Origin of the sequence: Mangrovibrevibacter kandeliae, from assembly GCF_024519155.1 — a bacterium.
In the GTDB taxonomy this organism is placed as follows: Bacteria; Pseudomonadota; Alphaproteobacteria; order Rhizobiales; family Rhizobiaceae; genus Mangrovibrevibacter; species Mangrovibrevibacter kandeliae.
In genome coordinates this window covers 542,196-568,442 of record NZ_JANIFJ010000002.1, presented here as the reverse complement: position 1 = coordinate 568,442, position 26,247 = coordinate 542,196, and the positions used below count along the sequence as shown (strand labels likewise).

19 protein-coding genes are annotated in these 26,247 nt (G+C 68.6%); 6 read left to right on the top strand and 13 right to left on the bottom strand.

Annotation, left to right across the window (positions count from 1 at the left end; all coding sequences use genetic code 11):
* Positions 1 to 118 precede the first annotated feature (118 nt).
* Positions 119 to 670, bottom strand: a complete 552-nt coding sequence (locus tag NPA30_RS08905; protein WP_256802272.1) for a hypothetical protein — start codon at positions 668 to 670, stop codon at positions 119 to 121.
* A 189-nt stretch (positions 671 to 859) separates the two neighbouring features.
* Here NPA30_RS08905 and NPA30_RS08900 point away from each other — a divergent pair, with 189 nt between their 5' ends.
* Positions 860 to 1,891 (top strand): DUF4424 family protein, encoded by a 1,032-nt coding sequence (locus NPA30_RS08900; RefSeq protein ID WP_256802271.1) that lies wholly within the window; start codon positions 860 to 862, stop codon positions 1,889 to 1,891.
* A gap of 49 nt (positions 1,892 to 1,940) precedes the next feature.
* On the opposite strand, the gene holA is transcribed toward NPA30_RS08900, so the two are convergent.
* From holA to NPA30_RS08880, 4 genes are all read right to left on the bottom strand, one after another.
* On the bottom strand, positions 1,941 to 2,996 hold the full coding sequence (holA, locus tag NPA30_RS08895) for a DNA polymerase III subunit delta (protein ID WP_256802270.1): 1,056 nt from the start codon (positions 2,994 to 2,996) through the stop codon (positions 1,941 to 1,943).
* Positions 2,997 to 3,002: 6 nt separating this feature from the next.
* A complete protein-coding gene (locus tag NPA30_RS08890; RefSeq protein ID WP_256802269.1) occupies positions 3,003 to 3,368 on the bottom strand; it encodes a hypothetical protein in 366 nt (121 codons plus the stop codon).
* Between the two features lie 178 nt (positions 3,369 to 3,546).
* A complete protein-coding gene (gene leuS / locus NPA30_RS08885; protein WP_256802268.1) occupies positions 3,547 to 6,141 on the bottom strand; it encodes a leucine--tRNA ligase in 2,595 nt (864 codons plus the stop codon).
* Between the two features lie 152 nt (positions 6,142 to 6,293).
* Positions 6,294 to 7,286, bottom strand: coding sequence for a hypothetical protein (locus tag NPA30_RS08880; protein ID WP_256802267.1), 993 nt, complete (start codon positions 7,284 to 7,286; stop codon positions 6,294 to 6,296).
* A 134-nt stretch (positions 7,287 to 7,420) separates the two neighbouring features.
* Here NPA30_RS08880 and NPA30_RS08875 point away from each other — a divergent pair, with 134 nt between their 5' ends.
* Positions 7,421 to 8,083 carry a YggS family pyridoxal phosphate-dependent enzyme gene (locus NPA30_RS08875; protein ID WP_256802266.1) on the top strand — a complete coding sequence of 221 codons (663 nt, stop codon included), beginning with the start codon at positions 7,421 to 7,423 and terminating at the stop codon, positions 8,081 to 8,083.
* Here the strand turns inward: NPA30_RS08875 and NPA30_RS08870 are convergent.
* Positions 8,074 to 8,715 carry a DedA family protein gene (locus tag NPA30_RS08870; RefSeq protein ID WP_256802265.1) on the bottom strand — a complete coding sequence of 214 codons (642 nt, stop codon included), beginning with the start codon at positions 8,713 to 8,715 and terminating at the stop codon, positions 8,074 to 8,076. The genes NPA30_RS08875 and NPA30_RS08870 overlap by 10 nt on opposite strands.
* 153 nt (positions 8,716 to 8,868) lie before the next feature.
* On the opposite strand from NPA30_RS08870, the gene NPA30_RS08865 reads away from it, so the two are divergent.
* The gene (locus tag NPA30_RS08865) at positions 8,869 to 9,957 is read left to right on the top strand and encodes an AI-2E family transporter (RefSeq protein WP_256802264.1); all 1,089 of its coding nucleotides are present in this window, start codon (positions 8,869 to 8,871) and stop codon (positions 9,955 to 9,957) included.
* A 77-nt stretch (positions 9,958 to 10,034) separates the two neighbouring features.
* Complete coding sequence (locus tag NPA30_RS08860; protein ID WP_256802263.1) at positions 10,035 to 10,766, top strand: glutathione S-transferase; 732 nt, start codon at positions 10,035 to 10,037, stop codon at positions 10,764 to 10,766.
* 154 nt (positions 10,767 to 10,920) lie between these two features.
* On the opposite strand, the gene NPA30_RS08855 is transcribed toward NPA30_RS08860, so the two are convergent.
* The 4 genes from NPA30_RS08855 to NPA30_RS08840 all read right to left on the bottom strand — a co-directional run bounded on the left by NPA30_RS08855 (position 10,921) and on the right by NPA30_RS08840 (position 20,673).
* On the bottom strand, positions 10,921 to 11,745 hold the full coding sequence (locus NPA30_RS08855) for a lytic murein transglycosylase (RefSeq protein WP_456238254.1): 825 nt from the start codon (positions 11,743 to 11,745) through the stop codon (positions 10,921 to 10,923).
* Between the two features lie 158 nt (positions 11,746 to 11,903).
* On the bottom strand, positions 11,904 to 12,926 hold the full coding sequence (locus NPA30_RS08850; protein ID WP_256802261.1) for an endonuclease/exonuclease/phosphatase family protein: 1,023 nt from the start codon (positions 12,924 to 12,926) through the stop codon (positions 11,904 to 11,906).
* A gap of 144 nt (positions 12,927 to 13,070) precedes the next feature.
* Positions 13,071 to 15,200: a penicillin-binding protein 1C gene (gene pbpC / locus NPA30_RS08845; RefSeq protein WP_372338774.1), complete on the bottom strand. Its 2,130-nt coding sequence runs from the start codon at positions 15,198 to 15,200 to the stop codon at positions 13,071 to 13,073.
* Positions 15,172 to 20,673 carry an alpha-2-macroglobulin family protein gene (locus tag NPA30_RS08840; RefSeq protein ID WP_256802259.1) on the bottom strand — a complete coding sequence of 1,834 codons (5,502 nt, stop codon included), beginning with the start codon at positions 20,671 to 20,673 and terminating at the stop codon, positions 15,172 to 15,174. Before NPA30_RS08840 ends, pbpC begins: the two co-directional genes overlap by 29 nt.
* 205 nt (positions 20,674 to 20,878) lie before the next feature.
* Between NPA30_RS08840 and NPA30_RS08835 the strand changes: the two genes are divergently transcribed.
* A complete protein-coding gene (locus tag NPA30_RS08835) occupies positions 20,879 to 21,343 on the top strand; it encodes a nuclear transport factor 2 family protein (protein WP_256802258.1) in 465 nt (154 codons plus the stop codon).
* A gap of 32 nt (positions 21,344 to 21,375) precedes the next feature.
* Positions 21,376 to 21,921: a TetR/AcrR family transcriptional regulator gene (locus NPA30_RS08830; protein WP_256802257.1), complete on the top strand. Its 546-nt coding sequence runs from the start codon at positions 21,376 to 21,378 to the stop codon at positions 21,919 to 21,921.
* Between the two features lie 29 nt (positions 21,922 to 21,950).
* On the opposite strand, the gene NPA30_RS08825 is transcribed toward NPA30_RS08830, so the two are convergent.
* From NPA30_RS08825 to NPA30_RS08815, 3 genes are read right to left on the bottom strand one after another with little or no spacing between them, the layout of a single operon-like run.
* On the bottom strand, positions 21,951 to 24,218 hold the full coding sequence (locus NPA30_RS08825) for a xanthine dehydrogenase family protein molybdopterin-binding subunit (protein WP_256802256.1): 2,268 nt from the start codon (positions 24,216 to 24,218) through the stop codon (positions 21,951 to 21,953).
* A complete protein-coding gene (locus tag NPA30_RS08820) occupies positions 24,218 to 24,724 on the bottom strand; it encodes a (2Fe-2S)-binding protein (protein WP_256802255.1) in 507 nt (168 codons plus the stop codon). Before NPA30_RS08820 ends, NPA30_RS08825 begins: the two co-directional genes overlap by 1 nt.
* Positions 24,718 to 26,121, bottom strand: coding sequence for a c-type cytochrome (locus NPA30_RS08815; protein ID WP_256802254.1), 1,404 nt, complete (start codon positions 26,119 to 26,121; stop codon positions 24,718 to 24,720). The genes NPA30_RS08820 and NPA30_RS08815 overlap by 7 nt, the downstream gene beginning before the upstream one ends.
* Between the last annotated feature and the right edge of the window lie 126 nt (positions 26,122 to 26,247).

Below are 26,247 nucleotides of genomic sequence, written 5' to 3'. Positions count from 1 at the left end.
GGCGGAAGTGCCAGCAACGCATCGTCGCAATGTCGAACCGATCGAATTTGGCAAGCGGTTCGTCGTGGACGGTTAAACGCTTGCCAGAACGGCCCGTCCGCCTCTGCAGATCGCAGCGCTACAGCTTCCACCACTCTCTCCTCTCGCCGATCGCGATGTCGGGCCTCCAAGTGCGCACGCAAGCCAGGAACTTGTCGCGCTGTTGCTCGGCTCGATAGCTCCGGCCGAACCGGATCGTGAAACGCCGCTGACCGCCGTGTCCGAACCACTGCGGGCGGTTGTCGAGCGTGAGCCGGGCGAGAAACCACTTGTAGAGTTGCGCCGGTACGGCCGCGACGAGGTCGGTCCACGCAAACCGTATCCAACGGAAGTTGTGCGCAACCGACACACCTGATGCGTCGGCGACGAGATGGGTGTCCAGCCGGCGCAGCCACATGAAGTGTAGGCCACCATACACTGTGTTGCCTCCGGCTGATGCGAGAAGCACCCCGCGCATCCAGGGCGGGAGCCCCATCAGCAGAGCGGCCTTGCGGCTGTACAAGCGAGGATCGATGCCGATCGGCACAGCCCACAGGACGTAGGCTGCGACGAAAAGCACGGACGCGAGGAAGAACCACACCCACGGCAGCCACTCGGCGTGCTCGAACTTCATCCGCAGCGGCTCTGCCATCCGGAGGCTCCACCTCTTGGCGATCATCCCGGCAAATCCTGCGGCCCAGGACGATCGGGTGATCGAGGAGCCGGGACGCCCGGCAGAACGGTCGGATGCGGTCCCGGCGGAACACGGCGAGCCGGCTCGTGCCCCAGCACAGAGCCTGCTAACGATACACCGTGCGGCGTCGGTGTGGAGGGTTCACTCGTGCGGTCGTTCATTCTGCCTTTGCTGTCGATCTCCATCCTAATCACGGTCCATGAAGCGCGTGCCAACGATTCGGCCGCGGAGCAGGCCGCGGGCGGCCTCGAACTGGTCGAGGCTGCCGATGTCGCGATGAAGCGGGAAGACCTGACCATCACGCCCGATCGGATCGACGTCCACTACGTCTTCGAAAACGAGAGCGACGAGGATCAGACGCTGACGGTCGCCTTCCCGCTGCCGCCGATCGAGGGCGACCTTGCGATGACGCCGCTGGAACTGCCGGTCGCCGAAGTCGCCAACTTCGTCGGCTTCACGGTCAGCGTCGACGGCCGCATGATCCGGCCGGCGGTGGAAGAGCGGGCCTTCGTGGGCGACCGGGAGGTGACACAGGAGCTGCAGCGGCTGCGCATTCCCCTGAACCCGATGGCCGCAGCCGTTTCGGACGCGCTGGCCGGTCTTGGCAAGAAGGACTACGCCAGACTCGAAAAGGCCGGCATCGTGACGGAGCGCGACATGGCGAGCGGCCTGTGGCGCTACGAGGTGCGCTTCCATTGGGAGCAGACCTTTCCGGCGCATCGGGAGGTGGTCGTGGATCACCGCTATCGCCCGGTGCGCGGCTCGTACTTCGTCGATCGCTATTCGCTCGAGGAAGATCCCGACTATGCCGCGAAGTACTGCGTCGACGCGGGCACCAGGAAGGCGCTGCGCAACCTGATCCTGCAGGCCGCCAAGGATCTCCTGGCCGAGGATCCGGACAACAACGCCAACCTCAATGACGACCCGATGAGCGCGCTCGGCTACAGCGTCGTCGTGCCCTACATCCTGACGACGGCGAACAACTGGGCAGGGCCGATCGGCACGTTCCATCTGACGATCGACAAGGGAGCGCCGACGAACATCGTCAGCCTCTGCCGGGACGGGATCAAGAAGACCGGACCGACACGCTTCGAGTGGAGCGCGACGAACTTCTCGCCGAAGCGCGATCTGCTGGTGCTGTTTGCGGCGAAGGATGCGGCTGCCTTCGGACTTCAGTGAGCGGACTGGAGCGTGCGCTGACTCACGTGTGACACGCGCCTGCCTTACGTCACCCGGCGCGGCGGGCGCCCCGCGACCGCCGCCGTGCGGCTGAAACGGCAATCGCAACCAGCGTCTGGCGCACCACCGTCTCGGCAAGACCGCTCTCCTTGCGGCTCAGGAGGATCGCCGCTTCGACCTGGAGCAGAGCCTGCGCGAGGGCGTCGAGCGTCCAGAGCTGAAGCGCGGCCTCCAGTGCGCCCTTGCGCCGGAAGTGCGGGCGCCGGCGCTCGACCGCCCGCGCCACCGTCTCGCCGTGCCGCTCGACCTCGTTGCGCATCGCCTGCAGCGCCTGCAGGTGGCGCAGCAGCGACTGGAGGAGCAGGAAGGGCTGTGTGCCACCGGAAACCAGACGGTCGACATGGTGCGGCAGCTTGCGCACCTCGCCCGTCGCAGCGGCATCCACCGCCTCATCCAGGGCCTCGGCGGAGACGTCGCCGACGATCTCCAGGATGTCGGCCTCGCCGATCTCGCTCTGCCCGTAACAGTAGAGGCAGAGCTTGCGCACCTCGCCGCGGGAGGCCATGCGATTGGCCCCGAGCCGCGAGCGCAGGAGGTCGCGCGCCTCGCGCGGCAGCGTCAGACCGGCAAGGCGAAGCTCCTCGTCGATCATCTGGTCGAGCGCACGCGCCTCGTCCTGGTAGCAGGGCAGGGCCAGCGCACCGCGTGCCCGCTCCGCACTGACGCGAAGCGCCGAGCTCTTCTTCAGGTCGCCCGCCTCGATGATCACCACCGCATCCTGCGGCGGAGCCGCGCCGAGCTCGGCCACGGCATCGGCGAGGCTCTTGCCGTTGCCGGCGCCCTTGATGCGGATCAGGCGGCGTCCGCCGAAGAGCGAGACCGTCCGCGCCTCGTCGAACAGCCGGCCGACATCCTTCTCGAGCTCGTCCGCCACGAGCAGCACGGCGGCGAAAGGGTCGGTGGCGTCCACGCCGGAGGCTGCGGCGAGACGCTCGGCCCGCTCGCTCACCAGGCCCGCATCCGGTCCGTAGAGCAGAAGGACGGGCGCCGCATAATCCGGCCGAGCGACGAACCCTTCGACTTCACCGGCCTTCTTCTGACCCATCGAGCGTCAGCCCGTCACGTCCCGGCGGATGCGGGCGACCGCGTCGAGCTCGACCAGGCTGGCGGCCGTCTCGCCGGCCTTCTGCCGGGCATCATAGGCGGCGCGCTCGGCGGCGAACAGCTGCGCCGACCGATCGAACGGCGCATTGGCCTGCCGCTTGCCCGTGGCGATCACCTTGCTGTCGCTCAGGCGGACGACCTGATAGCTGACGGTGACCTGGAAGATGCTGGCGGTGGGGACGCCGCTGCCGCTTTCGATCGACACGCCGACTTCGGCGCCGTTGACTGTCAAGCCGACTTCATAGAGAGGCTCGCGCACCGCGTCGCCGCCATTCAGGTCGAAGAGCAGCTTGTTGCGGACGATCTGCGTCATGCGATCTTCGGCCGGAGCGACGGCGATGCGACCGCGCAGGGCAGCTGCGCTGACCGCTCCCGGCGCGCCGAAATCGGCGGCGCGGTCGCCATAGAGCGGCCCGGCGGTGCACCCGGCCGCCGCGGCAAGGATCAGGGCCGCCATCCCGAGCCGCAGGCCGCGGCCGGCGCGGGCAAGATCACACGACCACATTCACGATCCTTCCCGGCACCACGATGACACGCTTCACCGCTTTACCATCCAATGCCGCCTGAACGAAATCGAGGCCGAGCACAGCGCTTTCCACTGCCGACTGCGGCGCGTCGGCCGCGACCGCGATCTCGCCGCGCTTCTTGCCGTTGACCTGGACCGGCAGGAGGACGGTATCGTCCTTCAGGAGCGCTGCATCGGCCTGCGGCCAGCCGGTCGCGGCGACCAGGCCGGCTTCGCCGAGCTCGGCCCAGCAGGCCTCGGCCAGATGCGGCATCATCGGCGCGACCAGCCGCACCAGGATCGACAGCGCCTCGCGGGCGTCCGCGACGTCCGCCTCGGCGCTCGCGGTGTCGAGCTGCGACAGCGGACCGGAGAGCTGGTTGACGAACTCGTAGATCCGGGCGACAGCCTTGTTGAAGGCGAGCCGCTCGATGTCGTCGCCGACGCCGGCCGCCGCGCGGTGTGCCGCTTTGCGGATATCCGAATTGCCGCTCGCGGCTACCCGATGCGGCCCGAGCTTCGGTGCCGTCTCGGTGACGAGGCGCCACAGCCGCTGCACGAAGCGGAAGGCCCCTTCGACGCCGGCTTCCGTCCAGATCACGTCGCGGTCGGGCGGGGAGTCGGACAGCATGAACCAGCGCGCCGTGTCGGCGCCGTAGGAGGCGATGATGTCGTCGGGGTCGACGACGTTCTTCTTCGACTTCGACATCTTCTCGGTCGAGCCGATCTCGATCGATGTGCCCGTCGAAAGGCGCCTCGCCGAGCGCACGCCGTCGCGCTCCTCGAAGGCGACGTCGGTCGGCGGCACCCACTCGCGTCCGTCGCGATAGGTTTCGTGCACGACCATCCCTTGCGTGAAGAGGCCGCGGAACGGTTCGTCCTCGGCGACATGGCCGCAGGCCTTCATCGCCCGCAGGAAGAAGCGCGAGTAGAGGAGGTGCAGGATCGCATGCTCGATGCCGCCGATGTAGAGGTCGACCGGCAGCCAGGCATTGGCCGCCTGCGGGTCGGTCGGCTCGCTCGCATGCGGGGCGGTGAAGCGGACATAGTACCAGGACGAATCGACGAAGGTGTCCATGGTGTCGGTTTCGCGCAGCGCCGGCCCGCCGCATTGCGGACAGGTCGTCTGCCGCCAGGTCGGATGCCGGTCGAGCGGGTTGCCCGGCTTGTCGAAGTCGATGTCCTCCGGCAGCTTCACCGGCAGGTTCTCGCGCGCCTCCGGCACGACGCCGCAAGCCTCGCAATGCAGGACCGGGATCGGGCAGCCCCAGTAGCGCTGGCGCGAGATGCCCCAGTCGCGCAGGCGATAGTTCGTCTCGCGGGTGCCCCAGCCCTTCTCCTCGAACAGGGCGAGGGTGGACGCCATCGCCTCCTGGCAGGTCTGCACGGTGTCCGGCGCGCCGGCCCACTGGACGTAGCGCACGACCTGCGTCTTCGGCGGCACGAAGGCGGTGTCGGCGACGCGCTCGTCGGAGTCCTGCGGCACGAACACGTCGATGACCGGCAGGCCGTATTTGCGGGCGAAGTCGAGGTCGCGCTGGTCGTGCGCCGGGCAGCCGATGATCGCGCCGGTGCCGTAGTCCATCAGCACGAAGTTCGCGATGTAGAGGGGCAGCTGCCAGTTCGGGTCGGCCGGATGCGTCGCCTTGATGCCGGTGTCGAAGCCGAGCTTCTCGGCCGTGTCGATCTCCTCCTGCGAGGTGCCCATGCGGTGGCACTCCTCGATGAAGGCGGCGACCTTCGGATCGGACTCGGCGAGCGCCCTGGCGAGCGGATGATCGGGCGAGACGGCCGCGAAGGTCGGGCCGAACATCGTGTCCGGCCGCGTCGTGAACACCGGCAGGCTGTCGAAGCCCTGCGGCGCGCCGACGAGGCCGAACGCGAAGCGCAGACCCTCCGACTTGCCGATCCAGTTCTTCTGCATCACCCGGACCTTTTCCGGCCAGTCCGGCAGGTGGTCCAGCGCCTCCAGCAGGTCCTCGGCATAGTCGGTGATGCGAAAGAACCACTGGGTCAGCTCGCGCTGCTCGACCTCGGCGCCCGAGCGCCAGCCGCGCCCGTCGATCACCTGCTCGTTGGCGAGCACGGTCTGGTCGACCGGGTCCCAGTTGACCTTCGACTTCTTGCGGTAGGCGAGGCCCTTCTCCAGCATGTCGAGGAAGAGCATCTGCTGGCGGTGGTAGTACTCGACGTCGCAGGTCGCGAACTCCCTGGACCAGTCCAGCGACAGGCCCATCGACTTCAGCTGCGCGCGCATCGCGTCGATGTTCTCGTAGGTCCACTTCGCCGGATGCACCTTGTTCTGCATCGCGGCGTTCTCGGCCGGCATGCCGAAGGCGTCCCAGCCCATCGGATGCAGGACGTTGCAGCCCCTGGCGCGCTTGTAGCGGGCGACGACGTCGCCCATCGCATAGTTGCGCACATGGCCCATGTGGATGCGCCCCGACGGGTAGGGGAACATCTCGAGCACGTAGAACTTCTCGCCGGTCGCGTCGGTGCGGGTCTCGAACAGCTTCGCCGCCTCCCACTCGGCCTGCCAGCGGGATTCGTTTTCGCGGGGGTTGTAGCGTTCGGTTGCCACTTGACGTCTTCTAGCTCGCACGGAAACAATTTCCGAGCTCGTACCACCGCACCGCGAGGGTTTCCAGATGCGGAGCGCGTCCTTGAACTCCTGATCGCCAGAGCGGGCGGGATATTTTCCGAAGTATAAGGTAATCTATCGCAGTTAATACGCTAGTCAATCAGTCCAATGAACGATGAAGCATAGTTTGAAAAGACATTTAGGATGATTGTAATTAGGATACCGCCAAAAGCCCAAATTACATTTGACCTATTCATTGCTTCTACCTCCTTTATCACTCTCTTATCGCCTTTATTGATGTTCAAAAAAGACATAGGTGCAATGCGGTCAAGCGATGTTTCCGTCATTCTTCCAACTTGCCAAGCGGTCTTACTTGCTATCGTAATCATAAGAAACGAGGATAAGCCCCATACCGCAACATGCTTCAAGTCTATCTCCGATAAACTCCATTGTAGAGCCAAGAATATCATAGGTATACCGCAGCACGCCGTCGTAATAGTACTGAATATAAAGGGGAGGAGATGGCTATATCTCTGGAAGAAATTTCGAACAGGGCTTTTAGGTCCCACAGAGAGACCTTCAAACCATTTATCAATTGCAGCGTAGACGGTACTCGCGACTGCATAGTCAACGTACTCTATGCTAAACCGTCCCGTCGAGGATAATGCGAAGCGAGCTATTATCATATAGGCCGGATCCGTCCCCTCCTTCCGAATAATTGCAGCGCGCGAATGGATATGCACCGATATCTTATATAACTTGCTTTCGCGCGACTTAGGAAGCAGCATCAAAAAATTGTACTCAATATTAACATTTTCGATGGGACATATACCGGTAGAATCAAATAACTGGAACCTATCAAAGCTGCTGAAGACCTCTTTTCGGTCATCTGTATGGTATACAGTTACCGAAACATTCGAACTCTGAACGGCATATTGCTCGAATATCTGCTCTATTATATTATTGAGCTGAATTATGTCCGACATTGTTGCCTGATGATTCACCGAAACGTTCTTCGAAAGCGTCTCCTTCTTCCCCGTGACTTCATTATAGACATCCTGTACCACTTGAAACGGAACTAAAGATCCGTTGCTTAGCTGGATATTTTCCTGTCTATTATCTAAGATCGCTTTTGGATCAGACATCTCTCAACCGTCCGTTGAATTAAGCGGATCAAATCAGATTGGTTGTGGTGGTCAAGAGCGCTTGGCTTCAACTCGGTAAATATTCTAGGAAACAAGGTTCGTAGCTTACGGTGACGTCATTGGGTTATTCGGCAGTGTTGATCAGTTATCAGGTGGTACACTCGGCTATCCGCGCCGCCGAGGCCGAGGCGGAGCGCCCGGCCGGCGCGGTGACGCTGGTGGCCGTGTCGAAGACGCATGGCCCGGAGACGATCCGCCCGGTGATCGAGGCTGGCCAGCGCGTCTTCGGCGAGAACCGGGTGCAGGAGGCGCAAGGCAAGTGGCCGGCGCTGAAGGCCGAGTTCCCCGACGTCGAGCTGCATCTGATCGGCCCGCTGCAGTCCAACAAGGCGGGCGATGCCGTCGCGCTGTTCGACGCGATCGAGTCCATCGACCGGGAGAAGATCGCCGCCGCGCTCGCCGCCGAGATGGAGAAGCAGGGCAGGCGGCCGAAGCTCTTCGTCCAGGTCAATATCGGCGAGGAGCCGCAGAAGGCGGGAATCCCGCCGCTGGAGGCGGTGGCGTTCGTCGCGCGCTGCCGGCAGGTGCACGGCCTCGCCATCGCCGGGCTGATGTGCATTCCGCCGGTCGATGCCAGCCCCGGGCCCTATTTCGCGCTGCTCGCCAAGCTCGCCCGCGAGGCCGGCGTCGAGGAGCTGTCGATGGGCATGTCCTCCGACTTCGAGACGGCGATCGCCTTCGGCGCGACGTCGGTGCGGGTCGGCAGCGCGATCTTCGGCGCGCGCGACTACGGCTGATCCTGCGGCACGACCGCGGGAGCACGGCGCCGCCGGCGCAGGTACCAGACGAGCGCGGCGACGACCGCGAGGACGATGACGACGTCCGCGACGTGGAAGGCCGTCTTCATCGCGGCGCTGTCGTTCCAGTGCGCGCCGAGCAGCTGGCCGACCCAGGCGAGGCCGAGGCACCAGATGAAGGAGCCGACGAAGGTGTAGACGTGGAAGACCACCGGGTTCATCCGCGCGATCCCGGCCGGCAGCGCGATGAAGGTGCGCACCACCGGCAGAAGACGGCCGACGAAGGTCGCGGACGCGCCCCAGCGGGCAAAGAAGCGCTCGGCGAGATCGAGCTCATGCTTGCCGAACATGGTCTTGTCGCTCCAGCGCTCGACCAGCGGCCGGCCGCCCAGGGCACCGATCTGATAGGCGACGAGCGAGCCGATATTGCAGCCGATGGCGCCGGCGAGCGCGACGCCGATCAGGCTGAACTGGCCGGTCGAGACGAGATAGCCCGCGAACGGCATGATCAGCTCGGACGGAATCGGCAGGCACGCCGATTCAAGCGCCATCAGCAGCGCCACCCCGACAAGGCCTGTCGAGGAGATCAGCGCGATGATCGCGTCCGACAGCGTCTGCAGGATCCCGTGCATGCCAAAGTCCCCCGTGTGGTCGAATGGCTGCTAGCATGATCCGGCAGCGCCAGCCATCGGGCCCGCCGGAGGATCGGCGCGCGCCGGAGGCGACGGCCGCGCCGCCCTTGCGTTCGCCTGCGCGGTCGATATGAGTCCCTGACGGATCTGCCGGTGCAGCGGAGTGTGTTCGAGATGCCGCTTTCCTCGCAAGACGGGCAGGTCGCCCGGCAGACGCTGATCGTCGCCGGCATTGCGTTCGCGCTCGCCTCGGCACTGTTCCTGTTCTGGCAGGCGGCCCAGGCCTTCTTCATCATCTTTGCCGGGCTGGTGCTCGCGGCGACCTTCTGCGGCCTGTCGCGCAGCCTGCAGCGCCTGGGCCTGCCGCCGATGCTGGCTCTCGGCAGCGTCTACCTGCTTCTCGTCCTCCTCCTCGGCGGCGGCTTTGCCTGGGGCGGCATCACCCTGGTGGAGCAGTTCAACGCGTTGGTCCGGCTGGTCTCGGACCAGCTGAACGAGGTGCTGTCGACGCTCAAGGACTGGGGCGTGACGTCGGGTGGCGCCGGACAGTCGCAGACCGATCAGCTGCAGCAGCTCCTGCCGAACGCGGCGGGCCTGTTCTCCTCCGCCTCGCAGACCGCCTTCGGCATCCTCGGTGCCTTTTCGGATGCCTTCTTCATCCTGTTCATCGCTGTCTTCGTCTCCTGGCAGCCGGAGCTCTACCGGCGCGGCATCGTCAGTCTCGTGCCGAAGGCGCGCCGCGCACGCGTCAACGAGACACTGTGGAAGGCCGCGCGCGAGCTGATGCTGTGGCTGGCCGGGCAGGCGATCTCGATGAGCGTGATCTTCGTCGTCTCCTGGATCGGGCTGGCGCTGATCGGCATGCCCAGCGCCTTCCTGCTGGCGCTGCAGGCCGGGCTGCTCGCCTTCGTGCCGACGCTCGGGCCGTTCGTCGCCGGCGTCGTCATCGTGCTCGCCGGCTTCTCGGACAGCACCGTGATGGCTCTGTGGGGCCTCGGGGTCTACCTCGTGATCCAGGGCGTGGAGAGCAACATCGCCCAGCCGGTGGCGCAGCGCTGGACGAGCGCGCTGCCGCCCGCGCTGACCTTGAGCGCGCAGCTGATCTTCGGGCTCCTGTTTGGCCTGATGGGGGTTGCGATGGCCGTGCCGGTGGTCGCCGTGGCGATGATCTTCGTGCAGGAGCTCTACGTTCAGGACAGCCTCGGCGGTCCCTATCGCGAGCCGGAGCCGACTAAAGGTTAGCTCTTTGGCGGAGTCGGTCGCCGGCCTTGCGGCCGCCGTTCGAGCCGCCATCTCCCGCCCGAACGGGAGATGTGACCATGACCTATGATCTCTTCTACTGGCCGGGCCTGCCGGGGCGCGGCGAATTCGTCCGGCTGGTGCTCGAGGCGGCCGGCGCCGACTATCGCGAGATGAACCGCGTGCCGGCCGAGGCGGGCGGCGGCATGGCGGCGATGAGCGCCTACCTCGATGGGGAGCAGGGGCCGCAGATCCCGTTCGCGCCGCCCTTCCTGCGCGACGGGAACCTCGTCCTGGCGCAGACGCCGGTGATCGTGGCGCATCTCGGCGAGACGCTGGGCCTCGCACCGGAGGCGCCGGGCGATCGCCTCTTCGCCCGGCAGATCGCAACCACCACCGCCGATCTCGTCGCCGAGGCGCACGACGTCCACCACCCGGTCGGGGTGGGGCTCTATTACGAAGACCAGAAGCCCGAGGCGGCCCGGCGGGCAAGCGAGTTCCGAGAGAGCCGGATGCCGAAGTTCCTCGGCTGGTACGACGCGATCCTGAAGGCGAACCCGGCCGGCTCCACCTGGCTCGTCGGCGATCGGATGAGCTATGCCGACCTCGGCCTCTTTCAGGTCTGGCAGGGCCTTCGTTACGCCTTTCCGCGCCGCATGGCCGTGCTGGCCCCCGACTTTGTCGCCATCTCCGATCTCGCCGAGCGGGTCGCAGGGCAGCCGCGGCTCGCCGCCTATCTGGCGAGCGCGCGCCGTCAGCCCTTCAACGAGGATGGCATCTTCCGGCACTATCCGGAGCTCGACGGGGAGTAGCGGCCGCCACGCGGGCGCCGCCGCACTCTCGCGGCGAGGCGGTCATGTCCGGCTGATCGACCGCACCACCAAGTCGTCATCCCGGTGCGAGACCGGGATGACCTGCAAGTCGACGCGCCTCAGAGCCGCTGAACGGTGGTCGCCGGCCCCGGACTCAGTTCGCCATCTTCGAGGCGAACAGTGCCAGCGCCTGCTGGTAGACCGTCGCGCGGTTCCACTCCTGCAGCACCGAGAAGTTCGGCTGACCCGGATTGTAGCCCGCGCCCGGCCGCCAGCCCTTCTGGGCGAGGAAGTTGGCCGTCGAGGCGAGCACGTCGGCGCGCGAGCGGATGAGGTCGCGCCGCCCGTCGCCGTCGCCGTCGACTGCAAAGCGCACGTAGTTCTTGGCGAGAAACTGCGTCTGGCCGATCTCGCCCGCCCAGGCGCCGCGCATCTGGCTCGCCTGCATGTCGCCGCGGTCGACGATCTGCAGCGCCGCCATCAGTTCCTCGGTGAAGAAGTCCGACCGCCGACAGTCGTAGGAGAGCGTCGCCAGCGACTTGAACACGTTCATGTTGCCGGAATTGCCGCCGAAGCCGGTCTCCATGCCCCAGATGGCGACGAGGATCTCCTTCTGCACGCCGTAGCGTCGCTCGATCGAGTCGAGCAGCCGGCCGTTCTGCTGGATCACCTGCTGCCCCTTGCGGATGTAGCTCGGCGGTGCGCGGCGGGCCATGAAGTCGTCGAGCGACAGCTTGAAGCTGTGCTGGTTGCGGTCGAGACTGATGACCTTGCGATCGTAGCTGACATTGCCCAGCGCGCTGTTGATCGTCGAGCGCGAGATGCCGGCGCGCTGTGCCTGCGCCTTGAAGTCCTCGAGCCAGGCGTCGAAGCCGGACGCGCTGTTGCCGCAGGAGGCCGCCTGAGCCGGCAGGGCGGCGAGGCTTCCGGTCAGAAGCGTGGCGGCGAGGAGGGCGGCTCGGGCGAGGATGCGGGTCATCGTCATCTGGTCGGGTACCTCTGTCGCTGGCTCGGACGCCCGATGGCGTCCTTTTGGGGAAGAAGGCGGGTGGAAGGCGGCCCTGCCTACCGTATTTCGGCCGTCTTTCGAAGGGGTGGCGTGCGGCGCGGACGTGAAAACGGTCACCTCGCGGTGCGTCACGATGGCCGGCCGGCCGAGAAGCCCTGGATGCGGCAGGCAATCATCTCGTGATCGGAGAGCGGCGTCCCGTCGGGCGCCAGCGCCGGCACGATCCAGCTGGCGGCGACCTCCAAGCCGCGGCTGAAGAACCAGTCGAGCTTCATGCCGCGTGCGGGGCCCGGCGACAGGTGGCTTTCGCGCGTCGTGACCTCGGCGCCCGCGTCATGAGCCGCGTAGCCGCGCTCGCGCACCAGCCTCAGCAGCCCCTCGCGGCGCCAGTCGCCGTCCTTTTCGTTGCCGGTGTTCATGTCGCCGCCGATCAGCACCGGCGTCTCGCCCGCGAGCGCGTCGAGCGCGTCGAGCAGCCGCCCGGCCTGCACTTCGCGCTCGGCCGCCGTCGCCCGGCTCTCCAGATGCGTGGCGACCGCCCAGAACGGTCCGTCGACGGTCATCAGCCGCGCCGCCACCGCCATGCGCCCGCCGATCCGCGGCTGTCCGGCGTCCTCGACGAACCAGCGGCCATCGACGTCGAGCCGCACGAGCGCCGCGGTCTCGACCGGGGTGGCGGCAAGCACGAGGTTGCCATGGAAGCCAAGGGCGTTCTCCGCCTCCATGGCGACGCGGCGGTCCTGCGCATTGCCGAGGCCGAGCTCCAGGAACTCCACGGCATCCGCCCGTTGCAGCCCGAGATCGCGCGACAGGAGGCGCGCGGTGTCGCGCTGCGCCGTGCGGGCCATGCCGTTGTCGACCTCGCAGGCCAGCACCACCGCCGGACCCTGGCTGATCATCAGCTCGGCGCTCGCCTGCGGGTAGAGACCGCGTTCGAGGTTCCAGGCGAGGGCCGTGAACGGGAAGGCGAGCGGCCCGCGATGCAGCACCGGCCCGACCCGCACTTCCCCGAGCGCGGCGACGTCGGCGAGCGCGCGGCGGTGCGCCTCTGCCGTGCGTGGCGCGGCGCTGAGCGCTTCGCGCGCCTCCCGGCTGACGGGGGTGAAGCTGTCGACGAGTGTACGTCCGATGCCGGCATCAGGAGGGGTCAAGGAAGGCGGTCCAGTCCGTGTCTCGCGCGGATGAGGCCTTGGGCAGCGCCTCGACGTCGGCGCAACTGCGCGTGTCGGCGCCGGTTCCGTCGCCTGGGGCTTTTCGCACGAATGGTTGCGGTTTGGTTACGGTGGACCGCGCAGCTACTGCAGGAAGACCCGGCTGCGCGACGCGGCACCGGTTGCGTCGACGACCGAGATCGTGACGAAGCCCGGCTCGATCGGGTGCCAGACCGCTTGATGACGCAGCTCGTTGCGGGCCACCGGGGCGCCGTCGACATACCAGGTGAAGGGCGGGCGGCCGTTGCGCACCTTGAGAAACAGATCGGATGGCGCACCGCTGTCGAGGCCGAGCTCGACCCGCGAGGCGTCGATCGGGAAGGTGATTTCCGGAACCAGGCCGCCGCGTTTCAGCGCGGCCGCGGCGCCGATGCGGCGGAGCGGCGGCGGCAGCCCATCGCCGGCGGCGGCGAGGATGCCGGGCGGCGGCCCCGGCAGGCGCGTGAGGGGCCCGAGCCGGGCGAAGACGTCCCGCATCACCGGCACCGCCGAGTCCTGGCCGACAAGGCCGGGCACCGTTGCCCCGTCCGGCCGGCCGAGCCAGACGCCGACCACGTGCTGTCCGTCGAAGCCGATGGTCCAGGCATCGCGATAGCCGTAGGACGTGCCGGTCTTGTAGGCGACCTCGCCGGGCGAGCCCTTCACCGTGGCGGTCGCGCCGGACAGGATCGAGGACACGTACCAGGCGGCCTGAGGGCTCAGCACGCGCAAGGCCTTCGGCTTGTCGGGCGCCGCGTCGGCGTCGATCCGCAGCGGCACCGCCCGGCCTTCGTTGGCGATGGCGGCATAGATGCCGACGAGGTCGTGCAGCGACAGGCCGAGGCCGCCGAGGCCGATGGCGAGGCCCGGCAGCGAGCGGTTGCCGAGTTCTGGATGCGCCCCGGCGCGGCGCATGCGCTGCACCAGCCGCGACGGCCCGACGGCCGACAGGAGCTCGACCGCCGGCAGGTTGCGCGACAGCTGCAGCGCGCGGCGCGCGGTGATGACGCCCTCGTAGACATGATCGAAGTTCTGCGGCGTGTAGCCCGCGAAGTCGGCCGGGCGGTCGTCGACAAGGCTCTCGGGATGCGCGACCCCCCGCTCGAAGGCGAGGCCGTAGATCAGCGGCTTCAGCGTCGAACCCGGCGAGCGGAGCGCCTCGGTCAGATCGACATGCCCCTGCCGCTCGGCATCAAAGAGGTCCGGCGAGCCGACCGAGGCGAGAATCGCGCCGGTCGCATGGTCGGCGACGAGGAGCGCGAGGCTGACATGCTCGCCGAGATGGGTCGCCTTCTCGCGCGCATAGTCCTCCAGCCGCTGCTGCAGGCCGGCGTCGACGGTGAGGCGGAAGCGCTTGCGGGTCGGTGCCGCATCGACCAGCCGCTGGGCGGCATGGGCCGCGAGCATCGGCAGCTCGCGCCGCCGCCGCGGCACGGGCTCGGCGCGCGCCCGCTCGGCTTCGGGCGCGGCGAGCAGGCCGAGGTGCTGCATCCGCGTCAGCACGCGGTCGCGTGCGGTCTTGGCGCGGGCGGGAAACCGGTCGGGCCGGAACCGCTCGGGCGATTGCGGCAGCACCACGAGCAGCGCCGCCTCGGCCGCCGTCAGCCGCTTCGGCTCCTTGCCGAACCAGGCGAGCGCGGCGGCGCGCACGCCCTCCAGGTTGCCGCCATAGGGGGCGATCTTGAGATAGAGGTCGACGATGGCTGTCTTCGGCAGCGTGCGCTCCAGCGCCACCGCATCGAGGATCTGGTCGGCCTTGTCGGCGAGGCTGTCGTTCGGGCTGCCGCGCAGCATGCGCGCGACCTGCATCGTCAGCGTCGAGCCACCGGAGACGATGTGCCCGTGCGTGAGCGCCTGCCAGGCGGCGCGGACGAGGGCGCGGCCGTCGACGCCGCCATGCGTCCAGAACCGGCGATCCTCCCAGGCGAGGAGCATCTGAAGGAAGCGCGGATCGACCTCGGACCGCTGCACGTCGAGCCGCCAGCGACCGTCGGCGCTTGCGAAGGCCCGCAGCAGATGGCCGTCCCGGTCGTCCACCACGGTCGCGACCTCCGGCTCCGGCACCACGCCGACACGTGCCTCGATCGCCGCGTTCAGGCCGAAGAGGACTGCGCCGCAGAGAACGGCGGCGCAGACGAGGACGAGGGCGGCAGCAAAGAGCCGGCGCAGGCGCCGAGGCCCCAAGCCGGTTAAAGCTGGCTTCGGCTCAGCGGCGGGGGCCGACGACGCTGACATGGCCTTCCTCGGTGCGGCCGCGCCGCTCGGGCCGGTACATGTCCTCGACCACGGCGGCCGGATGGGCGAACTCGCCGGGCGAGACCGCGCGCACGATGTAGGCGAAGCGTAGGGTCGACATGTCCCCCTCCGCCTTGTCGACGGCGGCGAGGAAGCGGTCGGCGCGGAATTCGGTGTGCGCCGCCTCGCCGGTCAGCTCCAGCCAGTCGAGCGTCGCCACGTCGCCGCTCTTCAGGATCGCGGGATTGTCGATCTCGAGGCCCGCCGGCAACGGGTCGTCGATCATCAGCCGTGCCACCTCGGTGTCGCTCGGCTGCACCTCGACGACGGCGACCAGCCGGTCGCCCTGCCCGATGTTGGACGGGTCGGCCTCCTCGCCCTCGAGCGTATAGTAGCTGCGGCTGATCGCGTAGCCGGTGCTCTCGGCCGGCAGCGGATCGGTGGGGACACCGGCAACCGTCACCTCGGCGGTGGTCGCGCTCTTGGCGCGGTTGAGGATCTGCACGGGCTCGGCCAGCGCCGCCGCATCGAAGGACGCGACATAGGGGCCGTCCACCGCCTTGCCGCCGACGCTCAGCTTCGGCGGATCGCGGCTGAGGAGGGCGTGCGCGGCGAGCAGCGACCAGGCGTCCTCCTGCGTCGAGGTGTGCGGCTTGCCGCTGACGCCGTCGCTGACGCTTGCCACGAGCCCGTCGAAGCCGATGCCGTCCACCGCCGTCTCCAGCCCCAGCGTCAGCACCGCCGCCTCGTCGCGCAACGGCGTGCCGTAATGCTGGGCGAAGGCTCCCGGCGCCTTGCCGGTCGCGGCCCTGGCGTCGGCGACGGCGCTGCGGAACAGCGCCTCAGCCCGCAGCCGGTCGCCATAGAGCGCGAGCGCGGCGGCCATGTGCGCCCTGGCGAGCGGTGTCGGGAAGCTGTCGGCCTTGGTGTCGGCGTAGTAGCGCAGGTCGCCGATCGCCGCGCGCCCGTTCCGGGCGAGGACGTAATAGGCATAGGCGACCGGCCCCCAGTCCGGATCGTCCGGCTGGTAGCTCAGCGTGTTGCGCAGGTTGTCGAGCGCGAGGGTGAACGCCTCGTCCGGCACTGCATAGCCACCCTCGCGGGCCCGTGTCAGGAAGTCCGTGACGTAGGCGTCGAGCCAGAGGTCGCCGGAGTCGGGCTGCCAGACGCCGAAGGCGCCGTTCGAGCTCTGGTTGGCGAGGACGCCGCTGATCGCCTTGTCGATGCGCTCGCGCACGTCGTCGCTGCCGGTGAGGCCGGCGGCGACGATGGTGCGGTCGAGATAGACGAGCGGCAGCGCGCGACTGGTCAGCTGCTCGGTACAGCCATAGGGGTAGCGGTCGAGCGCCCGCACGGCGCCGGCGACGTCGAAGCCCGCGGCGCCGGTGATCGAGACGGTCGCATGGCCGGTGCCCGGAACGAAGTCGGCAAAGACGTCGTCGCCGAGGATCAGCTTGCCGCCGTCGGCCGTCAGCGGAAAGGCGCTCTTCCTGACGTCCTCCGGCGCGAGCGAGCGCACCGGCAGATCGAAGTGCTTCTCCAGCCGCTCGCCCCCTGGCAGCGACGCGATCAGCGTCAGCGCGGCGTCGCCGACATGGGTGGCGGTGACCGGCACCAGCAGCGTCTGGCGGCCCTGCGCCGTCAGCTCGACCTCGGCGTGGGCGTTCGCCTCGACCGTGACGATGTCGGCGTCGCCGGAGAGGTCGAGGACCGCCGTGCCGAGCGGGCCTTCGACATGGGTGACGTCGATCGCGATGCGCGACCGGTCGCCGGGCGCGAGGAAGCGCGGCCGGCTGACGGCGACCACCACAGGGTCGCGCACCGTCATGTCGCGGCTGGCCTGCCCGACGCCGGTCTTCGACCAGGCGATCGCCATCAGCTTCAGGCTGCCGTTGAAGTCCGGCAGGTCAAGCGCGACGCTGGCCGTGCCGTCCGGCCCGACGGTGACGACGCCCGAATAGAGCGCCACCAGCTGGTCCATCGGCGGCGGCGACAGATAGGAGGAGCCGGCGTCGCCGCCCGAACGCACCGTGCCGGGTGCCCCCTGCATCCGGTCGATGAGACGCGAGTAGAGGTCGCGGATCTCCACCCCCAGCCGCCGTTGGCCGAAGTAGAAGCCCTGTGGCGAGGGCGGCTGGAAGCCGGTGATGTTGAGGATGCCGTTGTCGACCGCCGCGAGCGTGACATAGGCCGTCTCGCCCGCGGTGATGCCGTCGACCTTGACCGAAACGGGAATGCTCCGGCGCGGGCGCACCGTTTCCGGCGCGTCGATGGCGACAGAGAGCGCCCGGTCGCCGGGATCCACCGAGACGTGGGCGAGGCCGATGGCGCGCGCCGGCATCTGCTTCGCCTCGATCTGCATCGGCCGGTAGAGCACGGCCGTGACGTAGGCGCCGGGACCCCAGTCGCGGGTGACGTCGAGCGTGACGTCGCCGCCTTCGGCCGGAATGTCGGCGGTGGCGGTCGCGATCACCCGCTCGTCCATCACCAGCACCTCGGCCTTGCCGGCGAAGCGCGGCTCGATGTGGACGGTCGCCCTGTCGCCGATGCGGTAGCGCGGCTTGTCGAGCGAGACCTTCAGGATGTCCGGCGTCTCCAGCGAGGAGGCCGCGACGTACCAGCCGGCATCGAAGGTCAGGCTCGCCGGCGTGGCGGTGCCGGCGGGATCGGTCAGCGTCAGCTCGTAGCTGCCCCATTCGACCGGCAGGTCGAGATGGGCCGGCGCATCGGCGGGCACGTCGACCGTTCCGCTCGCGATGCGGGCGCTGCGGTGGATCGGCTCGTAGTTCCAGCGGCCATTGGTGTTGTACCACTGGAAGTCGGTGGTGATCTTGTTCAGCACCCAGCCGACCGCCGGCAGCGCGCTGCGCTGGCCCTGCGCGTCGAGCGCAATGAGGTCGAAGCCGGCCGTCTTGCCCTCGGGCACCGCGCCGGAGAACAGCGGCTTCACGCCGATCCGAGGGCTTGAGCCGGCGAGCGGCAGCGTCAGCGTGCGTTCCAAGGGCCGTCCGCTGGTGTCGGTCAGCTGCATGTCGACCTCGCCCTGGAGCGGGCGGGTCGTCACCGGCGCCTCGAATGCGTCCGGCGTCACGCTCGTCTGCCCCTCGGCGTCGGTGGCATCGCCCGCGAAGGGCTGGCGCAGCGTCGTCGGTTCGTCGCTGGCAAGGCCGAAGGAGTAGCCGGGGTAGCCGTCGATGCCGGTGACCGAGCTGACGACGATCTCGCCCGAGACCTCCAGGCCGCCGGCCGGGGCGCCGAAGAGGTAGTGCGCGTCCACGGCGAGCGTCGGCGGCGCCGCCGGATCGAGGGTCGCGTCCTCCGTCGCAACCGTGAAATCGATCTTCTCCGGCTCGAAGTCCTCCACCAGTGCCGTCACCGCGGCGAGCGGCGCGGCCTTCGGGTCGGTGTAGACGGCAAAGCGCCAGGTGCCGCGCTGGCCGTTGGCGGGCAGGGCGACCGGCCAGGCAAAGCCGCCGGCGCCGACGTCCGCCAGCGTCTCGCGCTTGAACTCGACGCCGTCCGGGCGGGTGACGATGCCGGTCAGCGTCAGGCCGGTGACCGCCTCACCGCGGGCGTCACGCACCAGCCCGGTCAGCTCGGCGGTGTCGCCGGCGCGGTAGATGCCGCGCTCGGTTGTGAGGAAGACGTCCAGCGCGCCGGCCGGCGCCCGGCCCTCGACGCCGCGGTCGGTGAGGTCGAAGGGCTGGGCGGTGAGGTCGAGGAAGGCGAAGTCGCCCGACGGGGCGGCATCCGCGCCGGCCCTGTCGGTTGCACCGCTGCGGGCGAGGAGCACCGCCGGCCGCTGGGCACCCGCGCCGCGCAGGAGACCGGCCGCGAAGCGGACATGGCCGGATGCGTCGGTCGTCTCGGTGCCGAGCACCTCGTTGTCGACCGCCACCAGTTGCAGCTCGACTCCCGGCTTCGGCTCGGCCGAGCCGAGCGAGCGGGCGAAGACGTGGAAGCCGTCCTCGCCGGAGAAGCTGGTGAGGCCGATGTCGGTGACGACGAACCACTGCGTCGCCGTCGCCTCGTCGTTCGGGTTGCCGTTGGCCGCCGTCGCGGTCAGGAGGTAGACGCCCGGCTGCAGCTCCTTCACCAGCGCCGACACCGGAATGGCGGTGACCACCTCGGCATTGGTCTCGCGCCTGACCTCGACCGAGCCCTTCCAGACCTCGGGCGCACGCGACTGAGTGATGTCGTCGATCTCCCAGCTCGACAGCTGGCTGAGAAGCTGGCCGTCCGCGATCGTGCGTGCGAGTTCGCGGTCGCCGATGCGCAGGAGCCGCGCCTGCACCTTGTCGGTGTTGATCGTCGTCACCGGGATCGTCGCCTCGCCCCCGGCCGGCAGCACATAGGCGTTGGAGGCGAAGCGCACCGACGGGTCGCGGTCACGGACATAGACCGAGAGGTCGGCGGTCTGGGTCAGCACCTCGCCGTCCTTGGAGGCGACGCCCGGCCGCACCTTGATGCGGTAGCGCTCGCCGTGCTTGACGCCGTCGACGCAGATCTGGTTGCCGGAGGCGGAAACGGGCAGCGTGTCGCTGCCCTCGACCGAGACGTAGTCGCCGACCGACTCGCCGTTGATCAGTGCCGGCGAGAGCTCGTCGGAGAAGACCAGGCAGATGCGCGGGCTCGCGGCATTGGTGTCCACCGAATTGTCGGTGATGCGGAAACCGTGGCTCGCCACCGCGGCCTCGAGCTTGGCCTGCGTGTCGGCGTCGGCGTCGGCGGCGAGAGCGAGGCTGGCGCGATAGCTCTTGATCGCGAGCTTCCAGTTGTCGGCGAGCTCCATCGACTGGGCGAGGACCGCGAGCGCCTGCGCCTGTGTCTCGGGATCGGGCGCCAGCACATAGGCGTCGACCGCCGCCGAGTTGCGCAGCGCCTCGTTGTCGGCGCGCTGCTGCCAGTCGTCCGGCTGCCAGGCCAGGGCGGTGCGGGCGAGCTCCAGCCAGAGCGCGCCGTCGTCGGGTTCGCGCTTCACCGCCTCGCGCAGGAGGGTGACGGCGGTCGCGGGATCGCCGGCGGCCGCCTGCCGCGCCTTGGCCGCGAGGTCGCCGGTGAGCGACGGATCCTGCTCCTCGTCGCCGATGCTCTCGCGCAGCGAACGCGCGGCGTCGCGCAACTCGGCCGGCAGGAAGGACAGCGCCGCCTCGCGGGTGGCGATCTCGTCCTCGTCCGGCACTTGCGCAACGACGACCTTGCCCGACACGGCGCCCTTGGAGGCCCGCAATTCGCCGGCGCTCGACTTGAGGAAGCACCAGCCGTTCTTGACGTTCAGCGTATAGGCCTGGCAGCGGTCGTCGGAGAGGCAGGCCGTCTCGCAGACATTCTGGTCGACACCCTTCAGAACGTCGTAGTCGCCGCCGAAGAAATCGGAGCCGGGCGACGATATGATCCGGCGCTCCTGCGCGACGGCAGGATCGACCGCCGCGGCAAGCCCTGCGGCGCCGATGGCGGTAAGGAGAACACCCAACGCCAAGCTGCGAAGTCCCGTCACGACCGGCCCCTCCCCGAATGTCGCAAGGGAAGCCTATCGAAGAGTCTGGTCGGGCGACAGGGTGTCGGGGCCCGCTCGCTCGATGAATTTGCGGTGACGGCTGCGGCTGCCGGCCGTTGGCGATTGCGCGAGGACCTCGAACGTTGTACCGAACGGTACAAAGATGTGCCGAGGAGCTGCTATGAGCCGCCCACCGCTTCCGCCCTTCGATGCCGAGACGGCCGCCCGGAAAGCCCGGCTGGCTGAGGACGCCTGGAACAGCCGCGATCCCGAGACGGTGTCGCTCGCCTATACGCTGGACAGCGTCTGGCGGAACCGCAGCGAGTTTCTGAGCGGGCGCCCGGCGATCGCCGCCTTCCTGACGCGCAAGTGGGCGCGGGAGCTGGATTACCGCCTGATCAAGGAGCTCTGGACCTACGGGGGGAACAGGATCGCGGTGCGCTTCGCCTATGAGTGGCGCGACGACAGCGGCAGCTTTTTCCGCTCCTACGGCAACGAGAACTGGGAGTTCGACGACGCGGGCCTGATGATGCGCCGCATCGCGTCGATCAACGACCGGCCGATCGCGCCCGACGAACGCCTGTTCCACTGGCCGCTCGGGCGCCGTCCGGAGGACCATCCCTCGCTCGGCGAGCTCGGCCTCTGAGCCCGAAACGGACTTTCGCAAGCCGCTCCGAGGTGGTGCCGGCGCTGGCGGAGGCCTTTCGTGAGCACGGCTTCGAGGCGGCGAGCCTCTCGGTGCTCTCGGCCGCGACCGGGCTCGGCAAGGGGAGCATCTACAACTTCTTTCCGGGCGGAAAGGCGGAGATGATGGCGGCCGTCCTCGACGACGTCGACCGCTGGTTCACCGACGCCGTCTTCGCACCGCTCGAGCAGGTCGCGGAACCCGGGGCGGCCGTCGCCGTCATGCTTGCGGATGTCGACGCCTACTTCCTGTCCGGGCGCAGGGTCTGCCTCGTCGGGTGGATCGGCCTCGGCTCCTCGCGCGACGTCTTCGCCGACCGAGTCCGGGGCTATTTCATGCGCTGGATCGAGGCACTGGCGCACTGCCTTCAGGCCGGTGATGTGCCGGAAGAGGAGGCGCGCCGGCTCGCCGAGGATGTCGTGTCCGGCATTCAGGGCGCGATCATCCTGTCCCGTGCGCTCGGTGACGAGGCGGCCTTCGGCCGGATCCTCGACGGTCACCGTCGGCGTCTCGACGACGCCCTGGCGCGGCGGGACTGAGCCCGTCGCGCCAGGCATCGGAGTCCGAGTCAGGCGCCGATCGCCGCCTTGATCCGCTCGCGCGACAGCGGCAGGTCGTAGAGGCGCGCGCCGATGGCGTTGAACACGGCATTGCCGACCGCGGCGCCGCCGGGACCCTGGCCGCACTCGCCGGCGCCGAGGAACTTCGTCCCCGGCCGCGGGATCAGGTGGACGTCGAGCTGGCCCGGCAGCGCGTCGAAGCGCAGGATCGGATAGGTCGACCAGTCGACGCTCGTGACCCGCGTGTCGTTGAAGGTGACGCCTTCGTAGAGCGCCCAGCTGGCGGCCTGGATGATGCCGCCCTCGACCTGGTTGCGAACCCCGTCCGGATTGGCGATCTCGCCGGTGTCGACCGCCGCCGCGCCGCGGATCAGCCGCACCCGGCCCGTATCGCGCTCGACCTCGACCTCCATCGCGACGGCGCAATACGCGGCGAGGTTCTTGTAGCGGGCGAAGGCGAAGCCGTAGCCGTGGTCGCGGGGCGCCTTCTGGTTGGCCTGCCAGCCGAACTTTTCCGCCGCGAGGCTGACGACCGCGCGGGCGCGCTCGTCCTGAAGATGCCGCAGCCGGTACTCGACCGGGTCGGCGCCGGCTTCGAGCGCCAGCTGGTCCATGAAGGTCTCGATGGTGAAGACGTTCATGTAGGCGCCGAGGCCGCGCAATGCGGAGGCGCGCAGCGGCATGTCCTTGATCCAGTGCCAGACGACGTGCTGGCTCGGGAAGGCGTAGAGCGGCACCGAATTGCGGTCGCCGTTGCCCTCCGGCGAAATCTTCAGCTCCTGCTCGTCCGGCTGAAAGGGCTTTTCCAGGTACTGCGCCGGCAGCAGCGCACCGGCGCTGCCCGGACGGGTGCTGTGATTGTTGCTCCACAGCTCGTAGTTCCAGTCGACGATGTTGCCGGAGGCATCGAGTTGCGCGTGCACCTTCGTCACCATGCCCGGCGAAAACGGCTCCCAGGCGTGCTCCTGCTCGCGCATCCACTGGACGCGGACCGGCCGACCGGCCGCGACCTGCGCCAGAAGGGCGGCATCAGCGGCCGAATCGTCGGCGCCGTTGTGGCCGTAGCAGCCCGACCCCTCGACATGGATGCAGCGGACCTTCTCGACCGGCTGGCCGAGCATCTCGGCGATTGCGCCCTGATCCGGAAAGACGCCCTGGGTGTGCGTCCAGACGGTGGTCACCCCGTCCTTCACCTGCGCGACCGCGCAGGACGGACCGATCGAGCCATGCACCTGATAGGGACGGGTGTAGCTCGCCTCGACGGAGCGCACGCCCTGCACCGGCTTCTGCGCGTCCTTGACGATGCCGTCCTTGGTGGTCATGCCCTTCAGCACTTCGGGCAGCTTGGCGATGTCGGGCAGGCTCGCATGCTCTTCCCAGCCGGCGCCGAGCGACAGAACGCGCATCGCCTTGATCGCCTGCCACTCCTTCTCGGCAAGGACGCCGATGAAGCTGCCGTTGCGCACGACCTGAACGACGCCCGGCATCGCCTTGGCGGCCGCGTCATCGAACTTGACGAGCTTGGCGCCGGGGCTCGGCGGACGCACCACGCGCCCGTGCAGCATCCCGTCGAGCCGCATGTCCTGCACATAGGCCTGGCCACCCGTCACCTTGCCCGGGATGTCGACGCGCTGGCGGGGCGTGCCCATCTCGGTGAAGCTGTCGGGCGACTTCAGCTTGGAGGTCGGCTGCGCGTCGACGTTCAGGAGGTCGTCGGCGACGAGCGCCCCATAGCCGATCCGCTTGCCGTCCGGACCGGCCACCGCGCCCTTTTCGGCGTGCAGCTGCTCGGCCGGCACGCCAAGCCGCAGGGCCGCCTGGCCGATCAGGATCTCGCGGACCTGCGCGGCGGCGTTGCGGATGGCGGTGCCGCTGTCCTGCATGGAGTGGCTGCCGGCGGTGTAGCCCTCGTTCGGCGTCAGGCCGGTGTCGGGCGTCACCAGGGTCAGCGTCTCGAACGGCACTTCGAGCTCCTCGGCCGCGACCTGCATCAGCGCGGTCTTGATGCCCTGGCCGAGCTCGGCCTTGCCGGTGAAGACCGTCACCTTGCCGTCGGCCGCGACCCGGATCCAGGCGTCGAGCTTCGGCGTCTTGGCGAGGCTGCCCGGCAGCTCCGGTGCGGCCTCCACCTGCGGTTGGAAGTTGCTGCTCTCGTCGCCGGGCTTGACCTGCGCCTCCTGCGCGAGGGCGCCGCGCATGGAGAAGGAGAGCACCAGCGCGCCGGTGCCGGCGAGGACGCTGCGGCGGGTGACGCCCGGGTTGAGGATCGCGTTCATCAGCTCCCCCTCTCGCCCGTCACGCGTGCCGCGCCGGTCCCCGCGCCACTGCGCATCAGCTCGGCCGCCCGATGGATGGCCCGCATGATCCGCATGTGCGTGCCGCAGCGGCACAGGTTCGGCTCCATGTGCGCCCGGATCTCGGCGTCGGAGGCGTTCGGGTTCTTCTGCAGGAGCGACTGCGCCCGCATCATCATGCCGGCAATGCAGTAGCCGCACTGGGCGGCCTGCTCCTCGATGAAGGCCTGCTGCATCGGGCCCGGCTTCTCGACCGTGCCCAGTCCTTCGACCGTGGTGATCTCGCGGCCCTCGAGCAGCAGCACCGGCGTCACGCAGGAGAACACCGCCTCGCCGTCGACCATCACGGTGCAGGCGCCGCACTGGCCGAGGCCGCAACCGTACTTGGCGCCGTTCATCTTCAGGTCGTCGCGCAGGACGTAGAGCAGCGGCGTATCCGGCTCCGCGCCGACCTGATGGGCCTCGCCGTTGATCGTGAGCGCTACCATGATGTGTTCTGCCTCGTCGGGTTGGCCGGCGCGCTGGAGGTGCCGTCGGCGGCATGCACCGTCATCTCTCGGTCGCCCTTGCGGATGTCGGCGACCTTGTCTTCCAGGTCGTTCCAGGCCGGCTTGTCACTGAATGTCATGCGCATGTAGGTCAGCAGCGCCGCCATCTGGCCGTCGTTGAGAACCCCCTGGAAGCCCGGCATCACCGGGCTCTTCTGCCCTTCCGCCGCGGGCAGGCCGTAGAGGATGACGTTGATCGGATTGCTCGGGTCCGGCCCGTTGACGGCGGTGGACAGGTTCAGCTTGATGCCGCCGTAGGGCAGCGGCCGGCCGGCGTCGTGGCAGGAGGAGCAGGCACCCGCATAGATCAGCGCGCCCTGGTCCTGTCCGTCGGCCTTGACCGGGATCGTCTGCGTTCCCGCGGTCTGGGCATCGGTACCCGGCTGATGCACGCCCGGCTGCTGCAGCAGCTTGTCGCCGCGCGCCTTGGCCGCATCCGAAGGCGGCCCCATCACCGAGGCCACGTAGGTGGCGATCGCCTGGACATCCTCGTCGGGCACGGTGCCGAGATTTGCGGTGACCTCGGCCATCGGACCGCGCGCGACGCCGTGATGGGCGTGCCAGCCGCTCGCCAGATAGGCCTTCAGCGCGTCCGCGTCCCACGGAACCGGAGCCGGCGACGAGGCGTCCAGCGCGTAGGCGGTCCAGCCCTCGGCCTCGCCACCGGCGAACTCCTGGCCGCGCTCCTCGGCGCCGAGCGCGTTGCGCGGCGTGTGGCAGGACCCGCAGTGGCCGAGACCCTGGACGAGATAGGCGCCGCGGTTCCACTGCGGGTCGTGCGCCCGGTCGATTACGTAGGGGCCGGATTCGAAGAAGAGGGCCTTCCACCCGGCGAGCACCAGGCGGACGTTCAGCGGGAACGGCAGGTCGTTGGCAGGCGCCTCGGCGCGCACCGGCGTGCGCGTCATCAGGTACGCATAGAGCGCCTTGTCGTCGTCGTCCGTGACCTTCGTGAAGTGGTCATAGGGGAAGGCGGGATAAAGGTGGTTGCCCTCCCGGTCGACGCCCTCGCGCATGGCGCGGATGAAGGCCGCCTCCGACCAGCGGCCGATGCCGGTGTCGGGGTCGGGCGTGATGTTGGTCGAATAGATCGTGCCGAACGGCGTCGGCAGCGCCAGCCCGCCCGCGAACGACTTGCCGGCCGGCGCGCTGTGGCAGGAGTTGCAGTTGCCGAGTGCGGCCAGCGTCGCGCCCTTCTGCACCAGCGCGGCGTCGAAGCTCTGCGGCTGCGGCGGGTCGATCGCGGCAATTTCCGACCGCCAGGCAAAGGCGACGAAGCCGCCGAGACCGATCAGGACGATGACGACGACAATCGCGACGACGCGCGCAAGCTTCATGACCCACCCACTGCTTCCGCTCCCCCGGGACGGGAAACGGCAACGGCACACACCGTGCCGACCGCCGATCCGCGGCGGTCCACTCATGCCCCGCATGGGCGCCCCGCTGCGGAACATAGGCTGCTT

What these genes read in the sequence shown, in the direction of transcription:
- NPA30_RS08880 (WP_256802267.1), bottom strand. Translation starts at nt 7,286, where the DNA reads ATGTCTGATCCAAAAGCGATCTTAGATAATAGACAGGAAAATATCCAG.
- NPA30_RS08890 (WP_256802269.1), bottom strand. Translation starts at nt 3,368, where the DNA reads ATGACGCAGATCGTCCGCAACAAGCTGCTCTTCGACCTGAATGGCGGC.
- NPA30_RS08905 (WP_256802272.1), bottom strand. Translation starts at nt 670, where the DNA reads ATGGCAGAGCCGCTGCGGATGAAGTTCGAGCACGCCGAGTGGCTGCCG.
- NPA30_RS08870 (WP_256802265.1), bottom strand. Translation starts at nt 8,715, where the DNA reads ATGCACGGGATCCTGCAGACGCTGTCGGACGCGATCATCGCGCTGATC.
- NPA30_RS08855 (WP_456238254.1), bottom strand. Translation starts at nt 11,745, where the DNA reads ATGACCCGCATCCTCGCCCGAGCCGCCCTCCTCGCCGCCACGCTTCTG.
- holA (WP_256802270.1), bottom strand. Translation starts at nt 2,996, where the DNA reads ATGGGTCAGAAGAAGGCCGGTGAAGTCGAAGGGTTCGTCGCTCGGCCG.
- pbpC (WP_372338774.1), bottom strand. Translation starts at nt 15,200, where the DNA reads ATGTCAGCGTCGTCGGCCCCCGCCGCTGAGCCGAAGCCAGCTTTAACC.
- NPA30_RS08815 (WP_256802254.1), bottom strand. Translation starts at nt 26,121, where the DNA reads ATGAAGCTTGCGCGCGTCGTCGCGATTGTCGTCGTCATCGTCCTGATC.
- NPA30_RS08820 (WP_256802255.1), bottom strand. Translation starts at nt 24,724, where the DNA reads ATGGTAGCGCTCACGATCAACGGCGAGGCCCATCAGGTCGGCGCGGAG.
- NPA30_RS08860 (WP_256802263.1), top strand. Translation starts at nt 10,035, where the DNA reads ATGACCTATGATCTCTTCTACTGGCCGGGCCTGCCGGGGCGCGGCGAA.
- NPA30_RS08835 (WP_256802258.1), top strand. Translation starts at nt 20,879, where the DNA reads ATGAGCCGCCCACCGCTTCCGCCCTTCGATGCCGAGACGGCCGCCCGG.
- NPA30_RS08825 (WP_256802256.1), bottom strand. Translation starts at nt 24,218, where the DNA reads ATGAACGCGATCCTCAACCCGGGCGTCACCCGCCGCAGCGTCCTCGCC.